This window comes from Gammaproteobacteria bacterium, assembly GCA_013003425.1.
GTDB lineage: Bacteria > Pseudomonadota > Gammaproteobacteria > Steroidobacterales > JABDKV01 > JABDJB01.
On sequence record JABDJB010000108.1, the window covers coordinates 1 to 15,639 of the forward strand.

The window sequence follows — 15,639 nt, forward strand, 5'->3', positions numbered from 1 at the left end:
CCGGGCAGTCCACGTGAGCGTAGTGACGATTGTCACTCTCATACTCCACGTGCGCCGTCGCAATCGTGATACCACGCTCGCGCTCTTCCGGCGCATTATCAATCTGGTCGAACGCCTTAGCCTCGCCGCCAAACTTCGTCGATAACACCTTCGTCATCGCCGCCGTCAGCGTCGTCTTTCCATGGTCAACGTGGCCTATCGTACCTACGTTTACATGCGGCTTTGTACGCTCGAACTTTTCCTTTGACACGGTAGTTTCCCCTTAAAACTATTAGATCAGGATGCTTTCTTGATAACAGCCTCGGCCACGTTATTGGGCACTTCGGCGTAGCGATGGAATTCCATTGAGTACGTCGCCCGGCCCTGGCTCATCGAGCGCAGGTCGGTCGCATAACCAAACATTTCTGACAGCGGCACCTGCGCGCGGATAACTTTTCCGGCTGGCGCATCGTCCATTCCTTCGGTGATACCGCGACGACGGTTGAGGTCGCCCATAACGTCACCCATGTAATCCTCGGGCGTGACTACTTCAACCTTCATCATCGGCTCGAGCAGCACCGGGCTGGCCTTGAGCGCACCGTCCCTGAATGCCATGGAGCCGGCAATCTTGAACGCCACTTCGCTCGAGTCAACTTCATGATAAGAGCCGTCGAACAGCGTCACCTTGACGTCGACCACCGGGTAGCCGGCTAGCACGCCGTTCTGCATCTGTTCCACGATGCCTTTCGACACCGGGTTGATATATTCCTTCGGAATCGCGCCACCGACGATGTTGTTCTCGAATTCAAACCCCGCGCCGGCTTCGTTCGGCTCGATTTTGACCACCACGTGGCCGTACTGACCGCGACCACCGGACTGGCGTACAAACTTGCCTTCCTGTTTTTCGATGGTCTTGCGAATCGTCTCGCGATAAGCCACCTGCGGCTTACCCACATTGGCTTCGACTTTGAATTCGCGCTTCATGCGATCGACGATGATGTCCAGGTGCAGCTCGCCCATACCGGAAATAATCGTCTGACCTGATTCCTCGTCGGTCTCGACGCGGAACGATGGATCCTCTTTTGCCAGCTTCGACAGGGCCACGCCCATCTTTTCCTGGTCGACCTTTGTCTTTGGCTCCACCGCGACGGCAATAACCGGCTCGGGAAACTCCATCCGTTCCAGCGTGATGACGTCTTTCAGCTCGCACAGCGTGTCGCCGGTAGTGACGTCCTTCAGACCAACGGCCGAAGCAATATCGCCGGCACGAACTTCTTTCAGTTCCTCGCGGTCGTTGGCGTGCATCTGCAGGATGCGCCCAATACGCTCTTTCTTGCTCTTGACCGGGTTGAACACGGTATCGCCGCTTTTCAGCACGCCCGAATAGACGCGGAAAAATGTCAGCGTACCGACAAACGGGTCGGTCGCAATCTTGAATGCGAGCGCCGAGAACGGTGCGTCGTCTTGCGACTCACGTATGCCACCTGACTCGTCCGGCAGGATGCCGGTAATCGGCGGAACATCTATAGGCGACGGCATGTACTCAATGATGCCGTCAAGCATGGCCTGAACGCCCTTGTTCTTGAATGCCGAGCCACAGAACGTCGGCACGATTTCATTGGCCAGGCAACGCAGGCGCACGCCCTCGCGAATTTCATCCTCACCAAGCTCGCCCTCTTCGAGATATTTCTCCATCAGGGTTTCGTTGGCTTCGGCGGCGGCCTCAACCAGCTTTTCATGCCACTCGTTACACAGGTCCTGCATATCGGCGGGAATATCGCGTGCGTCGTAGCTCATACCCTGGGTGCTGTCGTCCCAGTAAATGGCCTTCATGCGCACCAGGTCTACAACGCCCTCGAAATTTTCTTCGGCACCGATCGGCAACTGCAGCGGCACCGGGTTGCCGCCGAGGCGGCTCTTGATCTGTTCCACCACGCGCAGGAAGTTGGCGCCGGCACGGTCCATCTTGTTGACGAACGCCATCCGCGGCACCTTGTACTTGTTAGCCTGGCGCCACACGGTTTCGGACTGGGGCTCGACGCCACCTACCGAGCAAAAGACAGCAACCGCGCCGTCGAGCACGCGTAGCGAGCGTTCCACTTCGATGGTGAAGTCGACGTGCCCCGGCGTATCGATGATGTTGACCCGATGCTCGGGGAACTGCTGGTCCATGCCTGACCAGAAGGTGGTAGTGGCAGCAGAGGTAATAGTAATGCCTCGCTCCTGCTCCTGCTCCATCCAGTCCATCACGGCAGCACCATCGTGCACCTCGCCGATCTTGTGCGAGACGCCTGTGTAAAACAGGACTCGTTCGGTCGTCGTCGTCTTGCCGGCATCGATGTGAGCCATGATGCCGATGTTGCGATAACGCTCGATTGGGGTGCTGCGTGGCACGTTCGTATCCTCTGTACTGGTCCGTTACCAGCGGTAGTGTGAAAAGGCCTTGTTAGCTTCGGCCATTCGATGGGTGTCCTCGCGCTTCTTCACCGCGGTACCGCGATTTTCAGAAGCATCGAGCAGTTCGCCGGCCAGCCGCTGCGCCATCGACTTTTCGCTGCGATGACGGGCTGCGTCGATCATCCAACGCATCGCCAGCGTCTGGCGCCGCGTCGGGCGTACCTCGACAGGCACCTGGTATGTGGCGCCACCTACACGTCGGGATTTCACCTCGACGGCCGGCTTCACGTTTTCCAGCGCGGTCTCGAGAACTTCCAGTGCCCGGTCATCCTGTGCGCCGGTGCGCTCCGTAATGCTGTCCAGTGCGCCGTAAACAATACGCTCAGCGACCGACTTCTTGCCGCTCTCCATAACCATATTGATAAATTTGGCCAGCATTTCACTCTTGAACTTGGGGTCCGGAAGAATGATTCGCTTCGGTGCCTGTGTGCGTCGTGACATTGTTCTTCCTCTTACTTAGGCCGCTTGGCGCCATATTTGGAGCGTCCCTGGCGTCGCTCGGTAACCCCGGCACAGTCGAGCGTGCCGCGAACGGTGTGATAACGCACACCAGGCAAATCCTTCACTCGTCCGCCACGAATCAGCACTACCGAGTGCTCCTGCAGGTTATGGCCTTCGCCACCGATGTAGCTGGTCACTTCGAAACCGTTGGTGAGCCGCACACGCGCGACCTTGCGCAACGCCGAGTTGGGCTTCTTCGGCGTGGTGGTGTACACACGCGTGCACACGCCACGTTTTTGTGGACTGCTCTGCAGCGCCGGGACGTTCGTCTTCGCCCGCTTAGTGCGCCGCGGTTTTCTTACCAGCTGGTTTACTGTCGACATTCGCTCACCAAAAAAGCCCCAGAATCTTCGGGGCAGACATGCACAAACAGCAGGCCCACCAAGGTTGGCCTGCTGCAAAAGGGCGCAAATGATATTGGGCAGCGGCGAGCCCTGTCAAGACAAAATGCCGCAACGCAAAACCGGCCCCTGCGGACCGGTTTGCAGCACCCGCCCGGAAACCCCGGAAGCGGGCAGCAGGACCCGGAATTCCGGGCCCGCCAGAGGCTATTCGGCGACTGCCTCGCCGGCCCCTTCGTCACCACCCTCGGCCACCGCCGGAGTCTCGTCTGCTGCTGCTTCGACAGCCTCAGCGGCATCCGCTTCTGTATCCCCGGGTACGGCCTCCTCGAGCTCCTCGGCTGCCTCGGCCTTGCCCGGCATGGCAGCCAGCAGGGCCTCCATGGTCCCGGCCTTGCGCGCGGCACGCCGCTCGGCATGGTGGGCAAAACCGGTTCCAGCCGGGATCAGGCGCCCGACGATGACATTTTCCTTCAATCCGCGCAGATCGTCCCGCAATCCACGCACGGCCGCTTCGGTCAGCACGCGGGTGGTTTCCTGGAACGAGGCGGCCGAGATGAACGATTCTGTCGCCAGCGAGGCCTTGGTGATACCCAGCAGTACCGGGTCGAAAGTGCACGGCTCCTTGCTTTGCGCAACCAGCGCATCGTTGACGTCCAGTGCCCGCGCGCGATCGAGCTGTTCGCCACGCAGGAAGCGGGTGTCGCCCGGAGTGGCCACTTCGACCTTGCGCAGCATCTGGCGAATGATGACCTCGATGTGCTTGTCGTTGATGCGCACACCCTGAAGGCGGTACACATCCTGGATTTCGCGCACCAGGTAATCGGCCAGCTCCTCCACGCCCTGCAGTCGCAGGATGTCATGCGGGTTGCGCTCGCCGTCCGCGATAATTTCACCACGCTCGACATGCTCACCTTCAAATACGTGCAGGTGGCGCCATTTCGGTATCAGGTCCTCACGGGCGTTGCCATCCGGGTCGGTTATGACCAGACGGCGCTTGCCCTTGGTTTCCTTGCCAAAGCTGACCGTACCGGTTGCCTCTGCCAGCACCGCCGACTCTTTCGGCTTGCGCGCCTCGAACAGGTCAGCAACACGCGGCAAACCACCGGTAATGTCGCGAGTCTTTGACGACTCCTGCGGAATACGCGCGATGACGTCACCGACGTTGACCGCATTAGTGTCTTCCATAGACAGGATAGCCCCGGCCGGTAGTGCGTACACCGCCGGAATTTCGGTGCCGGCGAAGAACAATTCCTCGCCCTTCTTGTCGAGCAGACGCACCTTTGGCTGCAGGTCCTTGCCTGCGCTGCCGCGCTGCTTCGGATCGGTAATTACAATGCTCGACAGGCCGGTGATGTCATCGGTCTGGCGGTTGAACGTGATCCCATCGACAAACTCTTCAAACTTGACGATGCCGGCCACTTCGGTAACGACCGGATGGGTATGCGGGTCCCAGTTGGCGACAATCTGGCCGGCGGCGACCTTGTCACCGTCGCGCACCGAGATCGTGGCGCCATAAGGAACCTTGTATCGCTCACGCTCGCGACCATGAGTGTCGACCACAGCCAGTTCGCCGGAGCGTGACACTGCAACCAGCAGCTTCTTGCGGTTTTCGACCGTCTTGATGTTGTGCAGGCGGACCTCACCATCGGACTGGATTTCGATACTGTTGACCGCTGCAGCACGCGAAGCGGCACCACCGATATGGAACGTACGCATGGTCAGCTGCGTGCCGGGTTCGCCAATCGACTGCGCGGCAATAACGCCAACCGCCTCGCCGATATTGACCGAGCTGCCTCGCGCCAGGTCACGGCCGTAGCACAACCCGCACACGCCATAACGCGTATCACAGGTAATTGGCGAGCGCGCCATGATGCGATCGACGCTGGCATCCTCGAGCTTCTGCACCATGTGCTCGTCAAGCAGCGTCCCGGCATCGATGATGACCTTGCCATCCGGCGTGGTGACAGGCTCAGCCGTTACCCGCCCCAGCACTCGTTCGCCAAGCGGTTCGACAATATCTCCGCCTTCGACGATCGGCATCATCAACAGGCCGTTCGGCGTACCGCAATCCTCGTCAGTTACGACCAGATCCTGCGCGACATCAACCAGGCGGCGCGTGAGGTAACCGGAGTTAGCGGTCTTCAGCGCCGTATCGGCCAGACCCTTGCGCGCGCCGTGCGTCGAGATGAAGTACTGCAGTACGTTCAGGCCTTCGCGAAAGTTTGCGGTAATGGGGGTCTCGATAATCGAGCCGTCCGGCTTGGCCATCAGGCCACGCATTCCCGCCAGCTGGCGGATCTGGGCGGCGGAGCCTCGGGCGCCGGAGTCGGCCATCATGTAAATAGAGTTGAACGACGCCTGCGATTCCTCTTTGCCGTCCGCGTTCTGCACCACCTCGGTGCCAAGCTTGTCCATCATCGCCTTGGCGACCTGGTCGTTTGTACGCGACCAGATATCGACCACCTTGTTGTAGCGCTCGCCATCGGTCACCAGACCGGAGGAATACTGCTGCTCAATGTCGCGCACCTCGTCCTCGGCACCACTGAGAATGTCGTTCTTCTCGGCCGGCACAACCATGTCGTCGACACCGATCGACATACCGCCCTTGGTAGCGAAATGGAAGCCGGTGTACATCAGCCGGTCAGCAAAGACCACGGTCTTTTTCAGGCCGACGCGACGGTAGCAGGCATTGATGATCCCGGAGATGGCTTTCTTGTTCATCTCGCGGTTAACAAGTTGGAACGGCAGGCCGTCCGGCACCACATCGAACAGCAGCGCCCGACCAACCGTGGTATCGACGACGCTGGATGACTCGTTGCCTTCCTTGTCACGCTCAACAATACGCACCTTGACCCGCGCCTGCAGCGCGGCCTCGCGGTTCTCGTAAGCACGATGCGCCTCGCGTATGTCGGCGAACATCATGCCCTCACCCGGCGCATTGATGCGCTCGCGGGTCATGTAATAAAGACCCAGCACCACGTCCTGCGATGGCACGATAATCGGATCGCCATTGGCCGGCGACAGGATGTTGTTCGAGGACATCATCAGTGCGCGGGCCTCGAGCTGCGCTTCGAGCGACAGCGGCACGTGCACCGCCATCTGGTCACCATCGAAGTCGGCGTTGAACGCAGTACAAACCAGCGGATGCAGCTGGATTGCCTTGCCCTCGATCAGCACCGGCTCGAAAGCCTGGATACCGAGGCGATGCAGGGTCGGCGCTCGGTTGAGCATCACCGGATGCTCGCGGATGACTTCTTCGAGGATGTCCCAGACTTCGGGACCCTCACGCTCGACCAGTCGCTTGGCGGCCTTGATGGTGGCTGCTTCGCCACGCATCTGCAGCTTGGAGAAGATGAACGGCTTGAACAGCTCCAGCGCCATCTTTTTTGGCAGACCGCACTGGTGCAGCTTGAGCGTGGGACCGACCACGATAACCGAACGGCCCGAGTAGTCGACGCGCTTGCCCAGCAGGTTCTGGCGGAAGCGGCCCTGCTTGCCTTTAATCATATCGGCCAGCGATTTCAGCGGCCGCTTGTTGGTACCGGTAATCGCACGACCGCGGCGCCCGTTATCAAGCAACGCATCAACCGACTCCTGCAGCATGCGCTTCTCGTTGCGCACGATAATGTCCGGCGCGTTTAGCTCGAGCAGCCGGCGCAGGCGGTTATTGCGGTTGATCACGCGCCGGTACAGGTCGTTGAGGTCCGACGTGGCAAAGCGGCCACCGTCGAGCGGCACCAGCGGCCGCAGATCTGGCGGCAGCACCGGCAGCACGGTCAGCACCATCCACTCCGGCTTGTTGCCCGAATCGATGAACGACTCCAGCAGCTTCACTCGCTTGGACAGCCGCTTGATCTTGGTTTCCGAATTGGTTGCGGAAATATCGTCGCGAACCCTGGCAACCTCGGTGTCAAGCTCGATGGTCGTCAGCAGCTCGTGGACTGCTTCCGCACCCATGCGTGCATCAAACTCGTCACCGTGCTCCTCAATCGCCTCGAGGTAAGCCTCATCAGACAACAACTGACCGCGTTCCAGCGGCGTCAGGCCCGGATCGATGACGACGAAGGCTTCAAAATAGAGCACCCGCTCGATTTCGCGCAGCGTCATGTCGAGCAACAATCCAATACGGCTCGGCAACGACTTGAGAAACCAGATATGGGCTACCGGGCTGGCCAGCTCGATATGCGCCATCCGCTCGCGCCGTACCTTTGACTGGGTTACCTCGACGCCACACTTTTCGCACACCACGCCACGATGCTTGAGCCGCTTGTACTTGCCGCACAGGCATTCGTAATCCTTGACCGGGCCAAAGATCTTGGCGCAAAACAGGCCATCGCGTTCCGGCTTGAACGTCCGATAGTTAATGGTCTCGGGCTTCTTCACCTCGCCGTATGACCACGAACGGATCATATCGGGGGAGGCCAGGCCAATCTTGATGGCATCGAAGTCCTCAACAGGAACCTGCTGCTTGAAAAGTCGCAATAGATCTTTCATTGCTTCACCTTAATAAAAACTCTTCTATGTGCTGCTCTTTACCGGTGCGCGGCTCAGGATTTGTCCTGTTCGAGCTCGATATTGATACCGAGCGAACGGATTTCCTTGACCAGCACATTGAATGACTCAGGCATACCCGCCTGCATCTCGTGGGTACCGTCAACGATGTTTTTGTACATCTTGGTCCGACCGACCACGTCATCCGACTTGACCGTCAGCATTTCCTGCAGGGTGTAGGCGGCGCCATAGGCTTCGAGTGCCCAGACCTCCATTTCCCCGAAACGCTGGCCGCCAAACTGTGCCTTACCACCCAGCGGCTGCTGCGTGACCAGGCTGTACGGTCCGGTTGACCGGGCATGCATCTTGTCATCGACCAGATGGTTGAGCTTGAGCATGTACATGTAGCCCACGGTGACCTCGCGATCGAAGTACTCACCGGTACGGCCGTCTATCAGCTTCGCCTGGCCGTTGGTCGGCAGCCCGGCCAGCTCGAGCAGATGCTTTATCTCTTCCTCGTTGGCCCCGTCGAAAACCGGCGTTGCCATCGGCACACCGCCTACGAGGTTGCCGGCCAGCTCGAAAATTTCATCATCGCTGAAGCTGCGGATGTCCTCTTTCTGCCCGCCAGTCTGGTTGTAGATCTTGTCGAGCAGTGTCCGCATTTTTGACACTTCGGCGTTTGCATCGAGCAGATCGCCGATCTTTTGTCCCAGCCCGCGCGCGGCCCAGCCCAGGTGAGTTTCCAGCACCTGGCCCACGTTCATACGCGACGGGACACCGAGCGGATTCAGCACGATGTCGACCGGCGTGCCGTCTTCCATATACGGCATGTCTTCCACCGGGACGATGGTTGAGATAACACCCTTGTTACCGTGGCGTCCGGCCATCTTGTCGCCCGGCTGAATCCGGCGTTTGACGGCCAGATACACCTTGACCATCTTCAGCACGCCAGGTGCAAGATCATCGCCAGCGGTAATCTTGTTCTTCTTCTCGTCGTAGAACTTGTCAAAGTCCTTGCGCACCGACTTGACGCGTTGTGCAGCCTGCTCTAGCTGCTTGTTTGCATCTTCGTTGCGCAGGCGAATTTCGAACCACTGTTCGCGCGGCACTTCAGCAAGGTACGCTTTGGTGACTTTGCTGCCGGCTTTTAGCTTGTCGGGCCCGCCTTCGGCCAGCTTGCCAATAAGCATGCGCTCGACACGCTGGAAGATATCTTCCTCCAGAATACGCTGCTGGTCAGCCAGGTCTTTCTTGACGCTGGCAAGCTCCATGCCTTCGATCGACAACGCACGCGCATCCTTTTCGACACCATCGCGGGTAAACACGCGAACGTCGATTACGGTGCCATCCATGCCCGGCGGCACACGCAAAGAAGTGTCCTTAACGTCGGACGCCTTTTCACCGAAGATCGCCCGCAGCAGCTTCTCTTCCGGTGTCAGCTGAGTCTCGCCTTTCGGCGTGACCTTACCGACCAGGATGTCGCCGCCCTGGACCTCGGCGCCGATAAACGCAATACCGGACTCATCCAGCTTGCCCAGCGCCGCGTCGCCGACGTTGGGAATATCCGCGGTGATTTCTTCAGGACCAAGCTTTGTATCGCGAGCAACACAGGTCAGCTCTTCGATATGAATGGTCGTGAAGCGATCTTCGTGAACGATGCGCTCGGAGATGAGGATGGAATCCTCTAAGTTGTAGCCGTTCCACGGCATGAACGCGACCAGCAGGTTCTGGCCCAGCGCCAGTTCGCCGAGATTTGTCGACGGGCCATCTGCCAGTACGTCGCCGGATGAAATGCCGTCACCGGAATTTACCAGTGGCCGCTGATTGATACAGGTGTTCTGATTGGAACGGGTGTACTTTGTAAGGTTGTAGATATCGACACCGGACTCTTCCGCTGTCGTTTCTGCATCATTAACCCGCACCACGATGCGTGATGCATCGACCGAATCAACCGTTCCACCACGCTTGGCAACGACGGTTACGCCCGAATCAATTGCTACCGCACGTTCGATACCGGTACCCACCAGCGGTGTATCCGCACGCAGCGTGGGCACTGCCTGGCGCTGCATGTTCGAACCCATCAATGCACGGTTGGCGTCATCGTGCTCGAGGAACGGAATCAACGATGCTGCCACCGACACTATCTGGCGTGGCGACACGTCCATGTAGTCAATCCGGTCAGGAGCTGACATCGTAAATTCATTCTTGTGTCGGCAGGAAATGAGATCGTCGAGAAACTCACCGCGGGTGCCGAGGCGCGCGTTTGCCTGGGCAATCACGTACTGGCCTTCCTCGATTGCCGAGAGATACTCGATATCGCTGCCGACCTTGCCGTTTTTCACCTTGCGATACGGTGTTTCAAGAAAGCCGTAATCGTTGGTGCGCGCATATACCGCCAGCGAGTTGATCAGGCCGATATTCGGACCCTCAGGAGTCTCGATCGGGCACACCCGGCCGTAGTGCGTCGGGTGCACGTCACGAACCTCGAAGCCAGCACGCTCGCGCGTCAGACCGCCAGGCCCGAGTGCGGACACACGGCGTTTGTGCGTTACTTCCGACAACGGGTTGTTCTGGTCCATGAACTGCGACAGCTGGCTCGAGCCAAAGAATTCCTTGACCGCTGCAGCTACCGGCTTGGCGTTGATCATCTCCTGCGGCATCAGCCCCTCGGACTCTGCCAGCGTCAGGCGCTCTTTGACGGCGCGCTCCACGCGCACCAGGCCGATGCGGAATGCGTTTTCCGCCATCTCACCCACGCTTCGCACGCGGCGGTTACCAAGATGGTCGATGTCGTCGACCATGCCGTTTCCGTTGCGGATATCAATCAGCGTGCGCAATACCTCGACGATGTCCTCGGCAGTCAGCACGCCCTCACCGGTGGTTTCATCGCGGCCCACGCGACGATTGAATTTCATCCGTCCGACCGGTGACAGGTCGTAGCGCTCCGGATTGAAGAACAGGTTCTGGAACAGATTATCCGCCGCGTCCTTTGTCGGCGGCTCGCCCGGGCGCATCATGCGATAAATCTCGACCAGCGCCTCGAGGCGCGTGCGGGAAGGATCGATACGCAGGGTGGTGGAAATGTAGGGACCGCTGTCGTAATCATTGACAAAAAGCGTGTGCAGCTCCTTGATGCCGGCCTCGAGAATCTTGTCGACGATCTCCTGGGTGATCTCGGAGTTGGCAGTTGCCAGCAACTCGCCAGTGTCAGCGTTTACGACGTCGTGCGCCAAAGTTCTACCCAGCAGGTAATCCGGCGGTACTTCCAGCGTCCTGATCTTGGCCTGCTCGAGCTCGCGTATGTGGCGCGCAGTAATTCGGCGGCCACTTTCGACCAGCGTCTTGCCGCGCAACTGGATGTCGAACGTAGCCGACTCGCCACGCAGGCGTTTTGGTATGAGCTGCAGCTTGATCGACTTGGAGGTCAGCTTGAACGTGTTCTTCTCGAAAAACATGTCCAGCATCTGCTCGTCTTTGAAGCCCAGGGCGCGCAGAATAATGGTGACCGGCAGCTTGCGACGACGATCGATACGGGCAAACAGGTTGTCTTTCGGGTCAAACTCGAAATCGAGCCATGAACCCCGGTACGGGATAACCCGGGCGGAAAACAGCAGTTTGCCGGACGAATGGGACTTGCCCTTGTCGTGGTCAAAGAACACACCGGGTGAGCGGTGCAGCTGCGAGACAATTACACGCTCGGTGCCATTGATGACAAAGGTGCCGTTGGTCGTCATCAGCGGCATTTCACCGAGATAGACTTCCTGCTCCTTTACGTCCTTCGGTGTCTTTTTGTCGCTTTCCTTGTCGAAGATAACCAGGCGTACCTTGACACGCAGCGGCGCTGCGTAAGTGAGCCCGCGCAGCTGGCATTCCTTTACATCAAAGACCGGCTCGCCGAGACGGTAGCTGACGTACTCCAGCTGTGCGTTACCGGAGTAACTGACAATCGGAAATACAGTCTGGAACGCCGCATGCAGACCCTGGTCGGCACGCTTGTCCGGATTTGTATCATCCTGGAGAAACTTCGCGTAAGAATCGAGCTGGATCGACAGCAGGTATGGCACGTCGAGTATGCTCGGACGCTTGCCAAAGTTTTTTCTGATCCGCTTCTTCTCTGTGAAGGTATAAGACATCGGGACTCACCCTGGTAAATTTCAGATGCAAGCGAACCCGGGCCAGCGATACGACGCTGGCCGGGTCCTGCTACAAAGATGCGTTAGCAACTTTATTTGATTTCGACGCTGGCGCCGGCTTCCTCGAGCTGCTTCTTCAGCTCTTCGGACTCGTCTTTGCTCACGCCCTCTTTGATCGTCGCCGGCACGCCTTCTACCGTTTCCTTGGCTTCTTTGAGGCCCAGGCCGGTAATTGCGCGTACCGCCTTGATAACGGAAACCTTGTTACCGCCAAAGCTGGTCATCACAACATCGAACTCGGTCTGCTCTTCAGCAGCAGCGCCACCATCGGCCGGAGCCGCTGCAGCAACTGCGACCGGAGCAGCGGCGGATACGCCCCACTCCTCTTCGAGCGCCTTGACCAGCTCAACCACTTCCATGATTGGTTTGGCACTGAGTTCCTTGATCAAATCTTCGTTTGAAAGAGCCATTACTATCTCCAATTAAAAAGTCTGTTTACTCGTGATTTCGCTATGCATCAGGCCTGGTCGCCCTTGGCTGCCAGCAAGCGCGCCAGCATGGCGGGCGGCTCGGCAAGCGTGCGAACGAGCTGCGTCATTGGTGCATTGAATGCACTCAGCAGCATTGCGCGCGCCTGGTCGAGAGTTGGCAGCGAGGCAAGCCGTTCCAGGTCAGCGGCGGGATAAAGTGCCCCGCTGATGGCAACGGCAGTGGTCTTGAGCTTGTCGTTGTCTTTGGCAAACGCCTTCACGACACGCGCGGCTGCACCCGGGTCTTCCCGGGAAAAAGCCAAAAGCAAAGGACCACTCAGCGCCTCACTAAGGCACTCGAAATCAGTTCCTTCAACGGCCCGTTTAGCCAAAGTGTTTTTCACGACCTTGACGTAGACAGACTCGTTGCGTGCATTGGCACGAAACTCAGTCATCTGGTCTACGGTCAGGCCACTGTACTCGGCTGCGACAGCGGAATGAGCCGCGCTCGCAACCTCGTGCACTTCAGCTACCAAAGCCTTTTTCTGTTCGAGGTTCAGCGGCATATATATCCTCCTGGCCTCCGGTCTACCTGTTTACGAACGAACACCGAAGTGCCGTCCACCAAACGACGGCAGCCGTGGCCAGCCACGAGCAAACCGTCTACGCAGGCTTTCGCGATTAAGTCCTCGTCCTCCTGGACCCGGACACCTGCGGTCTCAGACTGGACACGCGACCGGAGTCGCCTGCCCAACATTCCCTGTTCACCACCCGCGCATCCATGGCGGGCAGCTGTCATCCCTGTATCAAATTCAATCAGTCGCCAATACTGCCCTGATCGACCATCACGCCGGGGCCCATGGTCGATGACACCGTGACGCGCTTCATATACACACCCTTGGCAGCGGCGGGCTTCGCTTTTTCCAGGTCAGCCAGCAGTGCACGCAGGTTTTCAGCCAGTTTGGCCGTCTCAAAATCGGCCTTGCCAATCGGGCAGTGAATAATCCCTGCCTTATCGGTGCGGTAACGCACCTGGCCGGCCTTGGCATTCTTCACAGCCGCCTCTACATCCGGCGTGACCGTGCCGACCTTTGGATTGGGCATCAGGCCGCGAGGACCGAGTACACGACCCAGCTGACCGACTACCCGCATCGCATCAGGCGTGGCGATAACCACATCAAAATTCATCTCGCCTTTCTTGACCGTCTCGGCCAGGTCCTCGAAACCGACGATGTCGGCCCCGGCAGCCTTGGCCTTGTCGGCGTTATCGCCCTGAGCAAACACGGCGACACGAACGTCTTTACCGGTGCCGTTGGGCAGCACGGTAGAGCCACGAACCACCTGGTCGGATTTGCGCGGATCGACGCCAAGATTTACCGAGACATCGACCGATTCCTTGAACTTCGCTGACGCGAATTCCTTGACCAGCGACAGTGCTTCATCCAGCTCGTAAGCCTGGTCGCGACTGATTTTTTCGCGCGCCGGCTGCAGGCGTTTTGCTATCCTGGCCATTACACGCCCTCCACGTCGAGACCCATACTGCGGGCACTACCGGCAATGATGCGCACGGCGGCGTCCATGTCGGCGGCATTCAGGTCCGGCATCTTGATGGTCGCAATCTCTTCCAGCTGCGCCCGGGTAACCGTACCCACCTTGTTGGTGTTGGGCTCGCCACTACCTTTCTTGATCCCGACGACCTTACGCAGCAGCACGGCAGCCGGCGGTGTCTTGGTAATAAAAGTAAAACTGCGATCGGTGTAAACCGTAATCACAACCGGAATAGGCATACCTTGCTCCATACTCTGGGTATGGGCGTTGAACGCCTTGCAGAATTCCATGATGTTGACGCCATGCTGGCCGAGTGCCGGCCCCACAGGGGGACTCGGGTTTGCCTGGCCCGCAGGAATCTGGAGCTTTATATAGCTCTGTACTTTCTTTGCCACTGTCTAATCTCCTGTGGGTGCAAGCGCCTCGCGGCTCCCCGTCAGTTTGATTTACGCCTTTTCGACCTGACCAAACTCCAGCTCTACCGGAGTCGATCGACCGAGAATCTGTACCGCCACACGCAGGCGGCTCTTGTCGTAGTTAACGTGCTCGACTACACCATTGAAATCGTTGAACGGACCATCGATGACCCGCACAACCTCGCCCGGCTCGAAAAGCACTTTCGGCCGCGGCTTGTCTACGCCTTCCTGTACCCGACGCAGAATCGTATTGGCTTCCTTGTCCGATATCGGCGCCGGGCGGTCGGTTGAGCCGCCGATGAAGCCGAGCACCTTGGGAACCTCTTTGACGAGATGCCAGGTGTCATCGTCCATTTCCATCTGCACCAGCACATAGCCGGGGAAAAACTTTCTTTCACTTTTGCGCTTTTGACCCTCGCGCATTTCGACCACCTCTTCGGTCGGCACGAGGATCTCACCAAACTTGTCTTCCAGCCCGTAACGCTGTACCCGCTCTTCGAGCGACTTTTTTACCTTGTGCTCGAAGTTCGAATAGGCATGGACGACATACCAGCGTAGCGACACGTTATGCACCCCTGCCGGTAAGTGCCTGGGTGGCCCAAAGCAGGAGCATATCCAGCGCCCAGAAAAATACGCCCATAATAATCACGAAGATAATCACCGCGATGGTCGTCTGCAGGGCTTCGTTACGGGTCGGCCAGAAAACCTTGCGCAGCTCAATGCGCGAGCCCTGGGCAAATCGCCACAGCCGCTGGCCGGGATCGGACCACATACCGACCAGCAGGGCGAACACCACTGCCAGTATCACGCCTACTGCGCGATAAAGCTGCGAGTACTGCCCGGCAAAATAGTAATAGCCGACCAGGCCGCCAATAAGCAGCGCTGCGGCAAGCACGAGCTTGACCGTATCGACCGGACCGACTGACTGTTCTGTTTTAGTACTCATATTCAAGTTACTTGGCAGGCCAGGAGGGAATCGAACCCCCAACCTTCGGTTTTGGAGACCGACGCTCTGCCAATTGAGCTACTGGCCTTAATCCTCTATTCGCGGCTAAAGCCGCTCCTACATTCGTTCGTTTACGCTGGCGGCCGGGCCGCCTCGATTTGCGGCAAAAGCCGCTCCTGTACTTAGTCTATTTATGGCCCACAGCAATCGTGGGAGCGGCTTCCAGCCGCGATTCCTTACTCAATAATCTTGGCAACCACGCCGGCACCCACGGTCCGGCCACCCTCACGGATAGCAAAACGCAGGCCGTCTTCCATCGCGATCGGCGCAATCAGCTCCACCTTCATCTGG

13 protein-coding genes and 1 tRNA gene are annotated in these 15,639 nt (G+C 58.6%); all 14 read right to left on the reverse strand.

From position 1 onward, the window contains the following. On the reverse strand, positions 1-250 hold a 250-nt coding region (tuf, locus tag HKN06_14375; GenBank protein ID NNF62498.1), incomplete at its 3' end, for an elongation factor Tu. Positions 251-276: 26 nt separating this feature from the next. Continuing rightward, positions 277-2,373, reverse strand: a complete 2,097-nt coding sequence (fusA, locus tag HKN06_14380) for an elongation factor G (GenBank protein ID NNF62499.1) — start codon at positions 2,371-2,373, stop codon at positions 277-279. Between the two features lie 24 nt (positions 2,374-2,397). Next, entirely contained in the window at positions 2,398-2,877 is a 480-nt protein-coding gene (gene rpsG / locus HKN06_14385; protein NNF62500.1) for a 30S ribosomal protein S7, read from the reverse strand. An 11-nt stretch (positions 2,878-2,888) separates the two neighbouring features. After that, the gene (gene rpsL, locus HKN06_14390) at positions 2,889-3,260 is read right to left on the reverse strand and encodes a 30S ribosomal protein S12 (protein ID NNF62501.1); all 372 of its coding nucleotides are present in this window, start codon (positions 3,258-3,260) and stop codon (positions 2,889-2,891) included. Positions 3,261-3,485: 225 nt separating this feature from the next. Then, positions 3,486-7,775 (reverse strand): DNA-directed RNA polymerase subunit beta', encoded by a 4,290-nt coding sequence (rpoC, locus tag HKN06_14395; GenBank protein NNF62502.1) that lies wholly within the window; start codon positions 7,773-7,775, stop codon positions 3,486-3,488. A 53-nt stretch (positions 7,776-7,828) separates the two neighbouring features. Beyond that, positions 7,829-11,908 carry a DNA-directed RNA polymerase subunit beta gene (gene rpoB, locus HKN06_14400; protein NNF62503.1) on the reverse strand — a complete coding sequence of 1,360 codons (4,080 nt, stop codon included), beginning with the start codon at positions 11,906-11,908 and terminating at the stop codon, positions 7,829-7,831. A 92-nt stretch (positions 11,909-12,000) separates the two neighbouring features. Beyond that, the gene (gene rplL / locus HKN06_14405) at positions 12,001-12,378 is read right to left on the reverse strand and encodes a 50S ribosomal protein L7/L12 (GenBank protein ID NNF62504.1); all 378 of its coding nucleotides are present in this window, start codon (positions 12,376-12,378) and stop codon (positions 12,001-12,003) included. 47 nt (positions 12,379-12,425) lie between these two features. Beyond that, a complete protein-coding gene (rplJ, locus tag HKN06_14410) occupies positions 12,426-12,944 on the reverse strand; it encodes a 50S ribosomal protein L10 (GenBank protein NNF62505.1) in 519 nt (172 codons plus the stop codon). A 250-nt stretch (positions 12,945-13,194) separates the two neighbouring features. Continuing rightward, the gene (gene rplA, locus HKN06_14415) at positions 13,195-13,890 is read right to left on the reverse strand and encodes a 50S ribosomal protein L1 (GenBank protein ID NNF62506.1); all 696 of its coding nucleotides are present in this window, start codon (positions 13,888-13,890) and stop codon (positions 13,195-13,197) included. Then, complete coding sequence (gene rplK / locus HKN06_14420; protein ID NNF62507.1) at positions 13,890-14,321, reverse strand: 50S ribosomal protein L11; 432 nt, start codon at positions 14,319-14,321, stop codon at positions 13,890-13,892. The genes rplA and rplK overlap by 1 nt, the downstream gene beginning before the upstream one ends. Positions 14,322-14,372: 51 nt before the next feature. Next, positions 14,373-14,906, reverse strand: coding sequence for a transcription termination/antitermination protein NusG (nusG, locus tag HKN06_14425; protein ID NNF62508.1), 534 nt, complete (start codon positions 14,904-14,906; stop codon positions 14,373-14,375). 1 nt (position 14,907) lies between these two features. After that, positions 14,908-15,288, reverse strand: coding sequence for a preprotein translocase subunit SecE (secE, locus tag HKN06_14430; GenBank protein ID NNF62509.1), 381 nt, complete (start codon positions 15,286-15,288; stop codon positions 14,908-14,910). A gap of 12 nt (positions 15,289-15,300) precedes the next feature. After that, a tRNA-Trp gene (locus HKN06_14435) sits at positions 15,301-15,376 on the reverse strand. Between the two features lie 148 nt (positions 15,377-15,524). Further along, the coding region (locus HKN06_14440; protein NNF62510.1) for an elongation factor Tu at positions 15,525-15,639 on the reverse strand (115 nt) is incomplete at its 5' end.

Coding starts and splice junctions, on each gene's coding strand:
- secE (NNF62509.1), bottom strand. CDS start 15,288: ATGAGTACTAAAACAGAACAGTCAGTCGGTCCGGTCGATACGGTCAAG.
- rpoC (NNF62502.1), bottom strand. CDS start 7,775: ATGAAAGATCTATTGCGACTTTTCAAGCAGCAGGTTCCTGTTGAGGAC.
- rpsL (NNF62501.1), bottom strand. CDS start 3,260: ATGTCGACAGTAAACCAGCTGGTAAGAAAACCGCGGCGCACTAAGCGG.
- rplJ (NNF62505.1), bottom strand. CDS start 12,944: ATGCCGCTGAACCTCGAACAGAAAAAGGCTTTGGTAGCTGAAGTGCAC.
- rpoB (NNF62503.1), bottom strand. CDS start 11,908: ATGTCTTATACCTTCACAGAGAAGAAGCGGATCAGAAAAAACTTTGGC.
- rplA (NNF62506.1), bottom strand. CDS start 13,890: ATGGCCAGGATAGCAAAACGCCTGCAGCCGGCGCGCGAAAAAATCAGT.
- rpsG (NNF62500.1), bottom strand. CDS start 2,877: ATGTCACGACGCACACAGGCACCGAAGCGAATCATTCTTCCGGACCCC.
- rplL (NNF62504.1), bottom strand. CDS start 12,378: ATGGCTCTTTCAAACGAAGATTTGATCAAGGAACTCAGTGCCAAACCA.